Here is a 14,221-nt window from a genome sequence, read left to right on the forward strand (position 1 = left end):
GCAGCCACGTCCGGGGTGGCCCCCCACGTCCCCCCGCGGGACGCAAACCCCGTCCCCGGGCGCGGCGTCCCCGGCCCTCGTCGCCCCACCGGACGGGACACGGTCCGCACGGGACGGGGCTCCCGCGGATCGACCGGTGCCTCAGCGGATCTGGTGTGTCGACGACGACCGGATGGGGCTGCTGGCGGTGTCCGTGTGGAGCGAGCAGGTGCCGGGCCGCGGCGAGGACGCGGAGCCGTTCGTCGCCCACCATAGTGAGAGCAACCAGGGCGTGCTCGCGGTCTTCGACGGCTCGGGCGGAGCCGGGGCGGCACCCGCGTGGCAGGCGTCCGACGGGGAGTACCGCACCGGTGCCTGGGTGGGCGCGCGAGTGGCGCGGCTGGCCACGGACGTCTGGTTCCACGACGTGGTGGACGGCGAGCCGGCCGCGCCGCAGACCCTGCACGAGTATCTCCGGTTCTTCCAGGAACGCGCCCCACAGCGCCGCAGCAAGATCAGCGGCACCATGCGCCGCCAACTGCCCACCACCCTGGCCGCTGTGCACTACCGCCTGGTCAATCCCCAGGGCCAATCACAACTGGAGCTGCGGCCGCTCTGGGCCGGCGACTCGCGCGCGTACGTGCTGCGTCCCGAGTCCGGGCTGCGGGTGCTCACCCGCGATCACACCCGGGAGAGCGACGCCCTGGAACTGCTGCGCAGCGACCCGCCGATGACCAATCTGGTGTGTTCGGACCGGGACTTCGAGATCGACAGTCAGCGGCTCGCGTATTCGCTGCCCTGTGTCCTCCTGGTCGCGACCGACGGGTTCTTCGGCTATGTGCACACCCCTGCCGACTTCGAGGTGATGCTGCTGCGCACCCTGGCCGAGGCCGCCAGCGCCGACGAGTGGGCCGACCGGATCCGCCGGGACGTGCAGTCCTACACGGCGGACGACGCCTCGCTCGCGGTCGTGGCCCTCGGCTACCGCGGCTTCAAGGACCTGCGGGACCGGTTCGCGGACCGTCTGGAGACACTGGCCGATCGCTACGTCCGCAACCGCCCGCGCGGCATGGACCTTCCCTGTCCACCCGCCCGGGGCGAGTCGGGACCCGGCCCGGTGACAGCGCCGGAGGATCCCGCGGACCTGCCTGCCCGTGTGCGCGCCTGGCAGGACCACACCTGGCACACGTACCGCGCCGACTACGAGACCCATCTGCCCCCGGCACCCGAGGAGCGCTTGTGAAGCAGGGCGATGTGATCGGGGGCTACCGCATCGTCAGCGAGCCCACGAACGCCAACGGCGGCAAATGCATATGGGCCTTCGCCGAGAAGGACGGCCACCAGTACTTCATCAAGCGCTTCCTGGAGCCCAAGCGGCCCCGCGACGACGCGGCCGACTCACGGAGCGTACGGATCCGGCGGCAGCTGGCCGGGGAGTTCGAGGACCGGCACCGCACGATCATGAACCGGCTGCGCCCGGACGCACGCGGCGGGGGCAACCTGGTACTGGCCACCGACTTCTTCCACGAGGGCAGCACCTACTACAAGGTCACCGAGCGGATCGACACCTCCAGTCTGGAGAAGCCGCAGGTCCTGGAGCCGCGCCACAAGGTGGTGCTGCTCAAGACCCTCGGCAACAGCCTGAAACAGCTGCACGACATCGACATCGTGCACGGCGACCTCAAACCGCTGAACGTGCTGGTGCAGAAGCGGCCCGACGCCACCTTCCACACGGCGAAGCTGATCGACTTCGACGACTCCTACGTCTCCGGAAACCCTCCGGAGCCCGACGACATCGCGGGCGACTCGGTGTACGGAGCGCCGGAATGGCGCCGGTACATGCAGCGCGACGGCTCGGTCGCCCCGGACCAACTGACCTGTGCGGTGGACATCTTCGCGCTCGGGCTGATGACGCACCTGTATCTGACCGGCGAACTGCCGCACCACGACAAGCGGTACGGCTCACCGGCCGATGCCGTGAGTGCGGGCGAACTCCTCGACCTGGACACCCGGCTGTCGGACGAGATGCTCGGTCTGCTGCGCGCCATGACCGCCAGGGCCCCGCACAGCCGTCCACGGATCGCGACGTTCCTGAAGAAGCTGTCCGACCCGAAGGTGTGCGCCCTCCAGCACCGGCGCCCCGGCACGACCAAGGCGGCATCGTCCGCGGCGGCTCCCGCTGCGGCGACGGAGGCGGCGGCGCCGTCCGGACCACGCACCAGCCGGATCAAGACCACCTTCGCCTCGACCCCACGCCCCCGTGCCGCGACACCCCCGCCGGGGCCGTCCCGGCCGACCGCCGCTGAGGACAAGCCCGCTCCCGCCGTGACCCCGCCGGCCACCGACGGCCCGGCGAAACGGACCTCCCGCGTCCGCATCAACCTCGGCGACCGCGGCAAGCGCCGCGACTCGTCCTGAGCCCGGCACCGGCAACGACCCGACGCACCCGCCCGTACCACCCAGGAGACTTCGTATGACCAACGCCGAGCAGTACCAGGGGAATCTGCAGTACGCCGTCGACATCGTGCTGTGCGTCGACGCGACGGGCAGCATGCACCCCGTCCTCGACACCGTGAAGTCGAGCGCCTTGCAGTTCCACGACCGGCTCGACGACGTGATGGCCAAGAAGGGCAAGGCGATCAGTCAGCTACGGCTGAAGGTCATCGCCTTCCGCGACTTCGGCGACGACCCCTCGACCGCCATCCAGCAGACCGACTTCCTCCACCTGCCCTCGCAGGCGGGGAACTTCGAGGACTTCGTGCGCGGCATCGACGCCTCGGGCGGCGGCGACATCCCGGAGTCGGGCCTGGAGGCGCTCGCCCTGGCGATCAACTCGCCCTGGGAGACGGGTCTGGACCGCAGGCGTCATGTCATCGTGATGTTCACCGACGCACCGGCCCACGCTCTGGGCACGCACGCGGCCACCCAGTCGTATCCGGCGAGCATCCCGCGCAGCATGGACGACCTGTTCGAACAGTGGGGATACTCCCGCAGCCAGACCGCGGTGATGGAACAGTCGGCGAAGCGTCTGGTGCTGTTCGCACCGGACCTGGCGCCCTGGTCCGATCCGATCGCCGAGGAGTGGGACCTCACGCTGCACTTCGCCTCCAAGGCTGGTCAGGGGCTTGAGGAGTTCGAGATGGACGAGATCATCGAGACGATCGCGAACAGTCTGTGAAGCTCGACTTGCCGGACTTCACGCTGGAGTGCCGCGAGGACGACCGTCTGATCTTCACGTGGCGCCGTTACAGCCGCATCGAGTCGAGCGTGCGCCACTGCACCCGACTGCGGCTGCTCCCGCCCGGCTCCGACGGGTTGTCCCAGTGGGTCTTCCACCTGCGCTTCCCCGAGGGTCCGACGCCCGGACTCCTCGTGGTCCGGGTGGACGTCCCGGCCGACCGGCTTCAGGAGGCGCAGGACTACACCGATCTGCTGCGACGCCGCTACGACATCCCCGAACAGGCTCCCGACGGCACCGAGGACGAGGAGCTGCTGCGGGTGCCCCTGGACGAGCCCGGGTGGATCGCCGCGCCCGCGTCGAACGCGTCAGAGGAGTTGTTCACCACCGTGATGGCCCGCGCCGCGAGCGACACGGCCTGACGGCACTGCGGCACGGAGACGAGAGGGAGGGCAGGAGGAGGTGGCGGCATCGGCCAACTGGCGTTGCGCGGACTGCGACACGTTCAACGACCCCACGGAGGCATCCTGCAGGAGCTGTGGCGGGACCCGGCGCCGGGCCACGACACCGACGCCCCCGGCGGCGCCGAAACCGTCCGCCGCAGCGCCGCCCAAGGCAGGTCCCAAGCTGGGCCCGAAGCCGGACACGAAGACGGCAGGTTCCGGCAGAAGCGCCGCCAAGCGGCCCGGGGGCGGCGGCCGCCCGCCCGGCGCCTGGAAGTGCTCGGAATGCGACACGAACAACGCGCGCACCGACCTGTCCTGCATCGGGTGCACCACGCCCTGGAAGGCGGCGAAGCGGAGCACTCCGAAGCCGCCACCGTCCGGGGCAGCCGGCACCACGGGCGCGAAGGAGGCCACGCCCCGCACGACGACGCCCGGGAAGGCCACACCGTCGTCGCCTTCGACACCCCGAAGTACGCCGAGGAGTACGCACAGAAGTACACCGAGGAGCACACCCCGGAGCACTCCGAGACCCTCGCGGCCCGGCACTGCCGCGTCGGGCGCGGCTCGGCCGGGTGCCGGGGGCGGGGTGTTCTTCCCGTCGACCGGTTCCACGGGCTACCGACCGACCGCACCGCACGCCCCCGTCACCCCTCCAGTCCACACCCCACCGCCGGTCTACACGCCGCCTCCCGCACCCGGCTACACCACACCGTCCAGGCCCTCGAAGGGCTGCAGCGCTCTCCGTGGCTGCGGCGGGCTCGTGGTGGGGTTCTTCCTGCTCAGCCTGTTCGCTCGCGGCTGCGCCGACGCCTTCGACTCCGACGGATCGGACTCGGGCGGAAGCGACGGCACCACCGTCGCCGCCACCTGTCCCGACCGCATCGCCGCCGAACTCCCCGACGGGGACGGCGCCGAACTGGTCCGGGCGTACCGCACCAAGAACAAGCAGATCACGCTGTGCCGCACGACATCCGGATCGCTGTACTACTACGGCGAGTTCAGCGACGGGCGGGAGAAGGGCATCGCCATGGAGGCGGAGGAGACGAGCGACGGCTACGAGGCTCGTAACGGCGAGTACCGCTATGTCATCCACGACGGTGTCGTGACGGTCTACCAGTCGGGCACACAGATCGGTGAGGAGGAGGTGACCCCGGAGCCCTCACCGTCGTGACTCACGCGTCCCCGTACGCCTCTCCCCCGAGCTCGAACCCCGCCGCCCCTGCCGTCGCGTCCGCCAGCCACGCCCGGAACGTCTCCACGTCGGCGTCCGGCAGACCGATCTCGATCGTGACCGCCTCGCCGTATCGCACGTCCCGGACCTCGCGCCCGGTCGACCTGAGGTCGTTCTCCACCTTGCCCGCACGCTGGTGGTCGACGGTCACCGTGGCCAGCCGGAAGCGACGGCGGGTGAGTGTGCCGAGCTCGTCCATCGCCTCCCCCACGGCACCGCCGTAGGCCCGGATGAGCCCGCCGGCGCCGAGCTTCACGCCGCCGTAGTAGCGGGTGACGACAGCGACGACGTAGCGCATGTCGCGGCGCAGCAGCATCTGGAGCATGGGGACGCCGGCCGTGCCGCCCGGTTCGCCGTCGTCACTGGCCTTCTGGATCGCGGCGTCGGCGCCGATGACGTAGGCCCAGCAGTTGTGGGTGGCGTCCGCGTGCTCCTTGCGGATGCCGGCGATGAACTCCTGGGCCTCCTGTTCGGTGGCCGCCGGGGCGAGCGCACAGATGAAGCGTGAGCGGTTGACCTCGGTCTCGTGCACGCCCGCGTGGGCGACTGTGCGGTACTCGTCCTGCATCCGGCCAGCCTATGCCGAGCTTCCGCCCACCCTCGTCCCGAGGCTCAAGGCTCGAGCGGCTCAAGGACCGAGACCCGAGACCCCAGCCGGTCACCGGTTCACGTCTTCTTCTTGCCGCGCGCCACCATCACCCCCGTCAGCAACGCGGTGCCCGGCGCGAGAGCCCGCCAGGTGGTGCCGTGCCAGGCCAGAACGGCGATCGCCGACGTCGGGAATTTCGTACGGACCTCGTCGAGCGCATCGTCGAGGTCGTCGCCCGCGAGGCCGAGGACGAGTTCCTCCAGGCCGGGGTTGTGCCCGACCAGCAGCAGTGTCTCGACCTCGGCAGGCACCTCGTGCACGACCGCCAGCAGGTCGGGCACGTCGGCCGCGTACAGCCTCGGGTCGTGACGCACCGGTGGCGGCGTGCCCCACTGGGAGGCCGCCAGGTTCCAGGTCGCACGCGCGCGTACAGCGGTCGAGCACAGGGCGAGGTCCGGCAGGCAGTCGGCCTCCGCGAGCATCCGGCCGGCGACCGGGGCGTCGCGGCGGCCGCGTGGGGCGAGCGGGCGTTCGTGGTCGGCGACGCCGTCCGGCCAAGCGGACTTGGCGTGCCGCAGGACGACGAGGCGGCGCAGCGGACCCGCTCCCATGCGCGCGGTCATGCCGGGCTTCCCAGGTCGCGAGCGAGGTCGAGGCCGAGGAGCCGGTCGGCGTAGGCGTACGTCTCGAAGCGGGCGCCGTCCGACAGCTCCGGCGCGGTCTCCACCCAGCGCAGGACCCCGAGCACACCGGGTACGTCCAGGTCGTCCTCCCAGGCGGTACGCAGCTCCGTGCGCACCTCGTCGGGGATGGGCCGTGACGGCCGCTGCGCCCAGCCGGCGACAGCGCGACGCCAGCTCACGAGGGTGTCGTGGGCCTCGGTCAGCGCGGCCACGTCGAGCCGTACGGGGACGCCTCTGCGCCGGGAGAGCAGTGCGAGGCGCAGGGCCGCGGGGTCGCCCTCCTCGGGGGGCGCCTCCGAGTGCACGGGCGCGACGGCAACCCGTACACCGTCGGGTTCCGCGTCGCCGCCTTCGCGCACGACGTGGATCACCTGCGCCTCGCCCAGGCCGCCCGAGGCCGCGTCCCGGCCGTCCTCGAAGGGCCGGACACCGAGCGCCGCGGCGCCCGCCCGGAGCTCGGCCTGCTGCCGCTCCTCGTCGAGCAGTGCCCAGACCGGCGTACCGCCGAGCTCCAGGGCACGGACGAGGAGGTCGGCGACCAGCAGCACGCGTAGGGCGGTGACGTCGAAGCCCTCCGTATGCGCCTCGATGCGGGTCAGGCCGCGGCGGGCGGGCGCGGCGTCGACGGACTTGCCGGTTCGGGCGTCGATGATGCGCAGCACGGAGCGAGCGTAGGCGCCCGCACGGTCGTCCGCAGCCATCCGGCCCGCTTTCCCGTCAGCGTGGCGGGCATCGGGTCTGCCGGGAGTGCGCTGGTCACCCATGGTCGTACGGCCCGATCACGCGCGCGAGGCGTCTGTCGTACCCGGGCATCGCCACCCCCTGCCGTGCGGACTGCCCGAACGGTACTGCGCACCGGCCCGCCCGGACAGGAGTTCGGGCCAGGGTTCCGGGGATCCGCGGCGTGTCGGGGAATCCTCCCGGGCCGTCGGCCGTTGTGGGGCATGAGAGCAGCTGGACGGCAGTTGTACGAAGCACTGGTACGTACGCGACATAGGGAGGCCGACGGTGTACGGCGACGAGGCAGCGGTCCGCAGGATCCTCACCGAACTGGGCGACACCTGGGCCGTCGTGGGCCTGTCGTCGAACGAGCGGCGGGCGGCATTTGGGGTCGCCGATGTACTGCAGCACTACGGCAAGCGCATCGTTCCTGTCCATCCCAAGGCGGAGACGGTCCATGGCGAGCGCGGCTATGCCTCCTTGGCCGACATCCCCTTCGAGGTGGACGTGGTCGACGTCTTCGTGAACAGCGACCTCGCCGGCCCGATCGCCGACGACGCGGTCGCCAAGGGCGCCAAGGCGGTCTGGTTCCAGCTGGGTGTCATCGACGAGGCGGCGTACGAGCGCACGCGCGCGGCGGGGCTGGAGATGGTCATGGACCGCTGCCCGGCGATCGAGATACCGCGCCTCGGCCGGCCCGGCCATTGAGTCGCCGCTGCGCCGAGCCGCGCATTCGCCGAGCCGCCCCTGAACCCTCCCCTCCCTACGAGGACCACTCCATAATGCTCGGGTGACTTCCACCTCCCCCCACCCCAACTCCGGCGCCCCGCAACGCTTTCCGGTCGTCATCGTGGGCGCCGGCCCGGCCGGCCTCACCCTCGGGAACATCCTGCGGGCGGCGTCCGTCGACTGTCTGGTCCTGGAGATCGAGACACGCCCGTTCATCGAGCAGCGGCCGCGGGCCGGCGTCATCGAGGAGTGGGCCGTACGCGAACTCGAGCAGCGAGGTCTCGCGGACACCCTGCTGGAGCGGGCACAGCGGCACACCGAGTGCGAGTTCCGGTTCGCAGGGGAGCGCTACCGGTTCGAGTACGCGCAGCTGACGGGCGCTCATCACTGGGTCTACCCACAGCAGTTCCTGGTGACGGATCTGGTGCGCGAGTACGCGGACGTGCGCGGCGGCGCCGTACGTTTCGGCGTGCGGGACGTGCAGCTGCACGACATCGACACCGACCGCCCCTCGGTGTCGTACACCTGCCCGGAGACGGGGCAGCGGGAGGTCGTGCACTGCGACTTCGTGGCGGGCTGCGACGGGGCGCGCGGCGTCACGCGGGCCGCGCTGCCCGCCGACCGCGCCCGCATCTCCCGCAGCGACTACGGCATCGGGTGGCTGGCGCTGCTCGCCGAGGCGCCGCCGTCCTCCGACTGCGTTCTGTTCGGCATGCACCCCAGCGGGTTCGCCGGCCACATGCCGCGCAGCGCCGAGGTGACCCGCTACTACCTCGAGTGCCCGCCTGGCGACGACCCGGAGAACTGGTCGCACGACCGGGTCTGGACGGAGCTGCAGCAGCGGCTCGGGGCGAACGGCGTGCCGCCCCTGACGGAAGGGCGCCTCATCGAGAAGCGCGTCCTCGACATGCACAACTACGTGGTCGAGCCCATGGTGTTCGGCCGTCTCTTCCTGGCCGGCGACGCCGCCCACCTGACCGCCCCCATCGCCGCCAAGGGCATGAACCTCGCCCTGCACGACGCCTTCCTGCTCGGCGACGGACTGGTCGCCCACCTGACGAAGGGCGACAGCACCGGCCTCGACGGCTACTCGCAGGCCTGCCTGAACCGGGTGTGGGACTACCAGGAGTTCTCCCACTGGCTCTCCGAGGTCTACCACGGCACGTCCTCGGGCGACCCGTACCGCGCGGGCACCACTCTCGCCCGCCTCCGCCGCATCTTCGGCTCCCCGACGGCGGCAATGGCCTTCGCGGAGCAGTATCTGGGCAAGCACACGGACGCATGACTGCGCCGACTCGAGGTCGGCGGTTCGCCCGCCGGGCCGGGCGGCCGGCTTCAGTCGTGCAGCGGCCGGTCGCTGAGCCGATGGTCCGCCACGTTCAGCGCCTCGTCGACGAGGCGGCGCAGATGGCCGTCGCCGAGCGAGTAGATCACCCTCCTGCCCTCCTTGCGCGTGTTCACCAGACCGGCCAGACGCAGCCGCGCCAGATGCTGGCTGACGGCGGGCCGGGCCGCGCCGCAGGCCTCGGTGAGGGTCGTGACGTCGGCCTCGCCCGCGGTCAGGGCATGCAGCAGCGTGAGGCGGGTGCGGTCGCCCAGCAGGGCGAGGAGTTCGGCGGCGAGCGCGAACTGTTCCTCGCCCGGGGTGCGCGGGTGCGCATCGTGCGCAGTTGATAGGTGCATGCGTGCGCTCATACGCACATAATGGCCTCGTGGACGGCCCACGTCCACACCCGCGCAACAGACCTGCACACTCACGCAACGGAAGGGGAGCGCCGTGGGCGACCGGCACGAGCACGACCACCACCATGGCCACCGTCACGGTCACGGCCGGGACTCGGCGAACGAGCACGCGCACGACCATCCCCACCCGCACGACCATCCCCACCCGCACGACCACTCCTCCACCGGCCTCCGCCACCGCCTCGCCCACCTCTTCACTCCCCACTCCCACGAGACGGCCGACAAGCTCGACTCCGCTCTGGAGTCCTCGGCACGTGGCATGCGCGCCCTGTGGGTCTCGCTGGCAGTGCTCGGCCTTACAGCAATCGCCCAGGCGGTCGTGGTGGCCGCGTCCGGGTCGGTGGCGCTGCTCGGCGACACGGTGCACAACACCGCGGACGCGCTGACCGCCGTACCGCTCGGCATCGCCTTCGTACTGGGCCGGCGCGCTGCCACTCGCCGCTTCACCTACGGCTACGGACGGGCGGAGGATCTCGCAGGCATCGCCATCGTGTTGACGATCGCGGCGTCCGCGGCCTTCGCAGCGTGGACGGCCGTCGACCGCCTCCTCGACCCGCGCCCCATGCAGCACATCCCGGCGGTGGCCGTGGCCGCGCTCGTCGGATTCGTGGGCAACGAGTGGGTGGCCCGCTACCGGATCCGGGTCGGCCGGGCGATCGGCTCGGCCGCGCTCGTGGCGGACGGCCTGCACGCGCGGACGGACGGATTCACCTCACTTGCCGTCCTGTTGAGCGCGGGCGGTGCGGCGCTCGGGTGGCAACTCGCGGACCCGATCGTCGGGTTGGCGATCACGGCCGCGATCACGCTGGTGCTGCGGGACGCGGCGCGCGAGGTGTTCCGGCGGGTGCTGGACGCCGTGGACCCGGCCCTGGTGGACCGGGCAGAGCTGGCGCTGCGGGAGGTCGAGGGCGTGCGCGAGGTCGGCGAGTTGCGGCTGCGCTGGATCGGGCACCGGCTACGCGCCGAGGTGGCGGTCGTCGTGGACGGCGAGGCGACGGTACGGCAGGCGCACGCCATCGCCGTCGACGCCGAACACGCGCTGCTGCACGCCGTGCCCCGGCTCACCGCGGCCCTGGTTCACGCCGACCCGGCACCGGTGCCGGGCGAGGCGGATCCGCACCACGCCCTCGCCCACCACACCGCGGCCTGAACCCGCGTACTCAGGCGACGCCGAGCCCCTCCAGTACGACTGCCCCCGGCAGCTCGGCGAACGCCTTCCCCGGCACCAGCAGCTTGCCGCGCCGCCGGCCGCTGCCGACCAGGACGTACGGCAGATCGAGGACGGCCGAGTCCACCAGCACCGGCCAGCCGTCGGGCAGCCCGATCGGGGTGATGCCGCCGTACTCCATGCCGGTCTCGCTCGTCGCCGTGTCCATCGAGGCGAACGACGCCTTGCGGGCGCCCAGTTGACGGCGCACCACGCCATTGACGTCGACCCGGGTGGTGGAGAGCACGACGCAGGCGGCCAGTGTCGTCTCGCCGCCGCGCTTGCCGGCGACGACAACGCAGTTCGCGGACTGTTCGAGCAGCTCCCGCCCGTAGTGCTCCACGAACACGGCGGTGTCGGCCCACTGCGGATCGGTCTCGACGTAGATGATCTGCTCGGCGGGGACGCTACCGCGCCACTGGCGTACGGCCTCGGCGACCGGCCGGGTGAGCTCGTCGAGGCAGTCCGGGGCGGGGGCGGCGTGGTCGAAGTGACCGATGGGTGCGTCCATGAGCGCACGCTAACAGGACCGCGGAGGCTTCCGGCCGGGCGTCTCAGTGAGCGAGGGGGACCGAGACCGTCAGCGTCATCTGCATCGGGACGTCGCCCTGATTGGCGTAGGTGTGCGGGGCGTTGGCGTCGAAGGTGACACTGGAGCCGGCCGCGACGCGGTATTCCACACCCTCGACGGTCAGAGTCAGTTCGCCTGTCGTGACATGGGCGATCTCGACCGTGCCGGCGGGATGCGGGTCCGATCCGCTGTGCTCGCCCGGCATCAGCTTCCAGTCCCACATCTCCAGCGGACCGGGCGCTTCCGTACCGGCGAGAAGCCTGCTGTAACTGCCCGCGTCCGTGTGCCACAGCCGGACCACCTGCTCGGGCGGGACGACGCGCACCTTCGGGCCCTGCTCGTAGTCGAGGAGGGTGGTGATGCTGACCCCGAGCGCGTCACCGATCTTGACCACGGTGCCGAGGCTCGGGTTCGTGCGGGCCTGTTCGATCTGGATGAGCATGCCGCGGCTGACCCCGGCACGCGCGGCGAGGGCGTCCAGGGTGAAACCGCGCTCGGTGCGCCAGCGCTTGACGTTGCGCGCCAGGGACTGGGTCAGCAGGTCGAGGTCCGACACATTCCGTCCAACATTGCGGAGTCCAATATTCTGGATGACAGGGTTTATCTGACTGCACTACGGTGGGGTGCACCCCATCGTGCACCGAACTGTACTGCGAGGCACTCGTGACAGCACTCTTCGCCCTGGCCACCAGCCTGCTGTGGGGGCTGGCGGACTTCGGGGGCGGACTGCTGACGCGGCGCACCCCGGCCCTGACGGTGGTCGTCGTATCGCAGGGGATCGCGGCGACCGTGCTCGGCGTGATCGTGGTCGCCACCGGCGCCTGGAGCGAGGCCGGTGACCAGCTCTGGTTCGCGGTCGCCGCCGGAGTGGTGGGCCCGGTCGCCCTGCTCTGCTTCTACAAGGCGCTCGCGCTCGGACCGATGGGCGTGGTCTCACCGCTCGGTACCGTCGGCGTGGCCGTCCCGGTCGGAGTCGGCCTCTTCCTCGGCGAGCGGCCCGGACTCATGCAGGTCGCGGGGATCGCCGTCGCCGTGCTCGGTGTCGTGCTCGCGGGCGGACCGCAACTGCGGGGCGCGCCCGTGCAGCGGCAGGCCATCCTGCTCACGCTGGTCGCGGCCTTCGGTTTCGGCACGGTGTTCGCGCTGATCGCGGAGGCGTCGACCACCATCACGGGCCTGTTCCTGGCGCTCTTCGTCCAGCGCGTGGTGAACGTGGTGGCGGGCGGCCTCGCCCTCTACGCCTCCGTGCGGCGGGGCGCCGACGCCCTCCCGGACGGCACCTTCCCCTGGCGGACCTTGCCGGCGCTGGCCTTCGTCGGCCTCGCCGATGTGGCGGCCAACGGCACCTATGTCGTCGCCGCCCACCAGGGCCCGGTCACCGTGGCCGCGGTGCTCGCCTCGCTCTACCCGGTGGTGACGGCGGTGGCCGCGCGCGGCTTCCTCAGGGAGCGGTTGCGGGGAGTGCAGGCGGCGGGTGCGGGGCTCGCACTGCTGGGGACGCTGCTGCTGGCGACCGGCTGACTCAGGACTCCACGTCCAGATCGGCGAGTTCGGCAGCCACCGGCTCATCCGGCTTCGCCGCCGCTTCCTCGTCCAGCACGCCCCGCTTGGCCGCCGCCTTCTCGTCCAGCACGCCCCGCTTGGCAGCCGCCTCCTCGTCCAGCACGCCCCGCTTGGCAGCCGCCTCCTCGTCCAGCACGCCCCGCTTGGCCGCCGCCTTCTCGTCCAGCTCCGCCAGCCTCGCCACCGTCTCGTCGTCCAGCTCGGCCAGCGCCTGCAGCTGCTCGGGGGTGATCCCGTCGGGTATCGGCACGGGCGCCGGGGTCCGAAGGGGCGGCTGCCAGCCGTCGTCGGGCGTCCAGCGCCGTACGACACGGGCGGGCGCCCCCGCGACAACGGCATGGTCGGGCACCACGCCCCGGACCACAGCGCCGGCCGCGACCACGACGTTCCGCCCGATCCGTGCCCCCGGCAGGATCACCGCCCCGGTACCGATCCAGCACCCCGGGCCGATCTCGACCGGCTCCATCCGCGGCCACTGCTTGCCGATGGGCTCGTGCGGATCGTCGTACGAGTGGTTCGTGGACGTGACGTACACGTACGGCCCGAAGTAGCAGTCGCTGCCGATGGTGACCGTCGTGTCGGCGATGACGTGGCTGCCGCGGCCCAGCACGACGCCGTCCCCTATCCGCAGGATCGGCTCCGGGCCGAGGTCCAGGTCGGGCATCAGACCGGCGGTCAGCGTCACCTGCTCGCCGACGATGCAGTGGGAGCCGAGGTGGATCCAGGGTTCACCGAAGACGGTCCCGAGCGGGAAGGCCAGCCGGGTGGCCTCGCCGATCGAGCCGAAGTGGAAGCGGCCGGGGTTCTCGGACGTCACCGAACCCGTGCGCTGCACCCAGGCCCAGCCCGCATGGACGGCGCGCTGCGTGAGGCTGCGCCGCCAGGACGAGAACGTGTTCTTGCGCTTGGGCACCCGCTTACCGTACTGAGCGCGCCGGGCCCTTATGAGGTCGAGGACCTGTGATCTTCGCCCTACCGGGTGGCGTACGGTGCCGAGTGTCTACGACGTTTGTGGTGAGGAGAGGGCGATGACGCAGAAGGCGCTGGTCATGGGCATCGGGGGCCGGGAACCGAAGATCGACGAGGCTGCGTTCGTGGCGCCGACCGCATCGGTGATCGGGGACGTGACGCTGGAGGAGGGGGCCAGCGTTTGGTACGGCGCGGTCGTGCGGGGGGACGTGGAGCGGATCTTTGTCGGGGCTGAGTCCAACGTCCAGGACAACTGCACGCTGCATGCCGACCCCGGGTTCCCGGTGAGCATTGGTGAGCGGGTTTCCGTCGGGCACAACGCCGTGGTGCATGGCGCGACCGTCGAGGACGACTGTCTGATCGGGATGGGAGCGACGATCCTGAACGGTGCCGTGATCGGGGCGGGGTCCTTGGTCGCTGCTCAGGCTCTGGTGCCGCAGGGGATGCAGGTGCCTCCCGGGTCCCTGGTCGCGGGGGTGCCGGCGAAGGTGAAGCGGGAGCTGACGGAGGAAGAGCGGCAGGGCGTCACGCTGAACGGAACCATGTACGCGGAGCTGGCGAAGGCTCACCGGAAAGAGCACGGGGCATAGGGTCCTGCGCGGGCTACGGGTTC

At 71.4% G+C, this 14,221-nt stretch carries 16 protein-coding genes and 1 pseudogene; 10 read left to right on the forward strand and 7 right to left on the reverse strand.

Features of this window, described 5'->3' with window-relative positions; translation table 11 throughout:
- Nucleotides 1-136 precede the first annotated feature (136 nt).
- From ACFY5C_RS24525 to ACFY5C_RS24545, 5 genes are all read left to right on the forward strand, one after another.
- Nucleotides 137-1,222 (forward strand): serine/threonine protein phosphatase, encoded by a 1,086-nt coding sequence (locus ACFY5C_RS24525; protein WP_389447512.1) that lies wholly within the window; start codon nt 137-139, stop codon nt 1,220-1,222.
- Complete coding sequence (locus ACFY5C_RS24530; protein ID WP_389447514.1) at nt 1,219-2,397, forward strand: lipopolysaccharide kinase InaA family protein; 1,179 nt, start codon at nt 1,219-1,221, stop codon at nt 2,395-2,397. The genes ACFY5C_RS24525 and ACFY5C_RS24530 overlap by 4 nt, the downstream gene beginning before the upstream one ends.
- A gap of 55 nt (nt 2,398-2,452) precedes the next feature.
- Nucleotides 2,453-3,157, forward strand: coding sequence for a vWA domain-containing protein (locus ACFY5C_RS24535; RefSeq protein WP_389447516.1), 705 nt, complete (start codon nt 2,453-2,455; stop codon nt 3,155-3,157).
- Nucleotides 3,154-3,579 carry a hypothetical protein gene (locus ACFY5C_RS24540; protein WP_389447517.1) on the forward strand — a complete coding sequence of 142 codons (426 nt, stop codon included), beginning with the start codon at nt 3,154-3,156 and terminating at the stop codon, nt 3,577-3,579. Before ACFY5C_RS24535 ends, ACFY5C_RS24540 begins: the two co-directional genes overlap by 4 nt.
- A gap of 784 nt (nt 3,580-4,363) precedes the next feature.
- Nucleotides 4,364-4,774: a hypothetical protein gene (locus ACFY5C_RS24545; protein WP_389447519.1), complete on the forward strand. Its 411-nt coding sequence runs from the start codon at nt 4,364-4,366 to the stop codon at nt 4,772-4,774.
- A 1-nt stretch (nt 4,775) separates the two neighbouring features.
- Here ACFY5C_RS24545 and ACFY5C_RS24550 read toward each other — a convergent pair whose 3' ends face one another.
- From ACFY5C_RS24550 to ACFY5C_RS24560, 3 genes are all read right to left on the reverse strand, one after another.
- Nucleotides 4,776-5,402, reverse strand: coding sequence for a YigZ family protein (locus tag ACFY5C_RS24550; RefSeq protein WP_389447521.1), 627 nt, complete (start codon nt 5,400-5,402; stop codon nt 4,776-4,778).
- 98 nt (nt 5,403-5,500) lie between these two features.
- Nucleotides 5,501-6,046 carry a SixA phosphatase family protein gene (locus ACFY5C_RS24555; protein ID WP_389447523.1) on the reverse strand — a complete coding sequence of 182 codons (546 nt, stop codon included), beginning with the start codon at nt 6,044-6,046 and terminating at the stop codon, nt 5,501-5,503.
- On the reverse strand, nt 6,043-6,807 hold the full coding sequence (locus tag ACFY5C_RS24560) for a hypothetical protein (RefSeq protein WP_389447524.1): 765 nt from the start codon (nt 6,805-6,807) through the stop codon (nt 6,043-6,045). The genes ACFY5C_RS24555 and ACFY5C_RS24560 overlap by 4 nt, the downstream gene beginning before the upstream one ends.
- 307 nt (nt 6,808-7,114) lie before the next feature.
- On the opposite strand from ACFY5C_RS24560, the gene ACFY5C_RS24565 reads away from it, so the two are divergent.
- Together ACFY5C_RS24565 and ACFY5C_RS24570 are read left to right on the forward strand one after the other, a co-directional pair.
- Nucleotides 7,115-7,534 carry a CoA-binding protein gene (locus ACFY5C_RS24565; protein WP_389447526.1) on the forward strand — a complete coding sequence of 140 codons (420 nt, stop codon included), beginning with the start codon at nt 7,115-7,117 and terminating at the stop codon, nt 7,532-7,534.
- An 82-nt stretch (nt 7,535-7,616) separates the two neighbouring features.
- Nucleotides 7,617-8,840 carry a 4-hydroxybenzoate 3-monooxygenase gene (locus tag ACFY5C_RS24570; protein ID WP_389447528.1) on the forward strand — a complete coding sequence of 408 codons (1,224 nt, stop codon included), beginning with the start codon at nt 7,617-7,619 and terminating at the stop codon, nt 8,838-8,840.
- A gap of 50 nt (nt 8,841-8,890) precedes the next feature.
- On the opposite strand, the gene ACFY5C_RS24575 is transcribed toward ACFY5C_RS24570, so the two are convergent.
- Nucleotides 8,891-9,250: an ArsR/SmtB family transcription factor gene (locus ACFY5C_RS24575; protein WP_389447529.1), complete on the reverse strand. Its 360-nt coding sequence runs from the start codon at nt 9,248-9,250 to the stop codon at nt 8,891-8,893.
- 82 nt (nt 9,251-9,332) lie between these two features.
- On the opposite strand from ACFY5C_RS24575, the gene ACFY5C_RS24580 reads away from it, so the two are divergent.
- On the forward strand, nt 9,333-10,448 hold the full coding sequence (locus ACFY5C_RS24580) for a cation diffusion facilitator family transporter (protein ID WP_389447531.1): 1,116 nt from the start codon (nt 9,333-9,335) through the stop codon (nt 10,446-10,448).
- Nucleotides 10,449-10,458: 10 nt separating this feature from the next.
- On the opposite strand, the gene ACFY5C_RS24585 is transcribed toward ACFY5C_RS24580, so the two are convergent.
- Together ACFY5C_RS24585 and ACFY5C_RS24590 are read right to left on the reverse strand one after the other, a co-directional pair.
- Nucleotides 10,459-11,016 (reverse strand): YbaK/EbsC family protein, encoded by a 558-nt coding sequence (locus ACFY5C_RS24585; RefSeq protein ID WP_389447533.1) that lies wholly within the window; start codon nt 11,014-11,016, stop codon nt 10,459-10,461.
- Between the two features lie 43 nt (nt 11,017-11,059).
- Entirely contained in the window at nt 11,060-11,632 is a 573-nt protein-coding gene (locus ACFY5C_RS24590; RefSeq protein WP_389447535.1) for a helix-turn-helix domain-containing protein, read from the reverse strand.
- A 107-nt stretch (nt 11,633-11,739) separates the two neighbouring features.
- On the opposite strand from ACFY5C_RS24590, the gene ACFY5C_RS24595 reads away from it, so the two are divergent.
- On the forward strand, nt 11,740-12,597 hold the full coding sequence (locus ACFY5C_RS24595; protein ID WP_389447537.1) for an EamA family transporter: 858 nt from the start codon (nt 11,740-11,742) through the stop codon (nt 12,595-12,597).
- A gap of 169 nt (nt 12,598-12,766) precedes the next feature.
- On the opposite strand, the pseudogene ACFY5C_RS24600 reads toward ACFY5C_RS24595, so the two are convergent.
- Nucleotides 12,767-13,552: pseudogene (locus ACFY5C_RS24600) on the reverse strand (acyltransferase); the annotation flags it as partial.
- A 115-nt stretch (nt 13,553-13,667) separates the two neighbouring features.
- Between ACFY5C_RS24600 and ACFY5C_RS24605 the strand changes: the two are divergent.
- On the forward strand, nt 13,668-14,198 hold the full coding sequence (locus ACFY5C_RS24605) for a gamma carbonic anhydrase family protein (RefSeq protein ID WP_389447539.1): 531 nt from the start codon (nt 13,668-13,670) through the stop codon (nt 14,196-14,198).
- Nucleotides 14,199-14,221 lie beyond the last annotated feature (23 nt).

Source organism: Streptomyces sp. NPDC012935, assembly GCF_042900345.1.
In the GTDB taxonomy this organism is placed as follows: domain Bacteria; phylum Actinomycetota; class Actinomycetes; order Streptomycetales; family Streptomycetaceae; genus Streptomyces.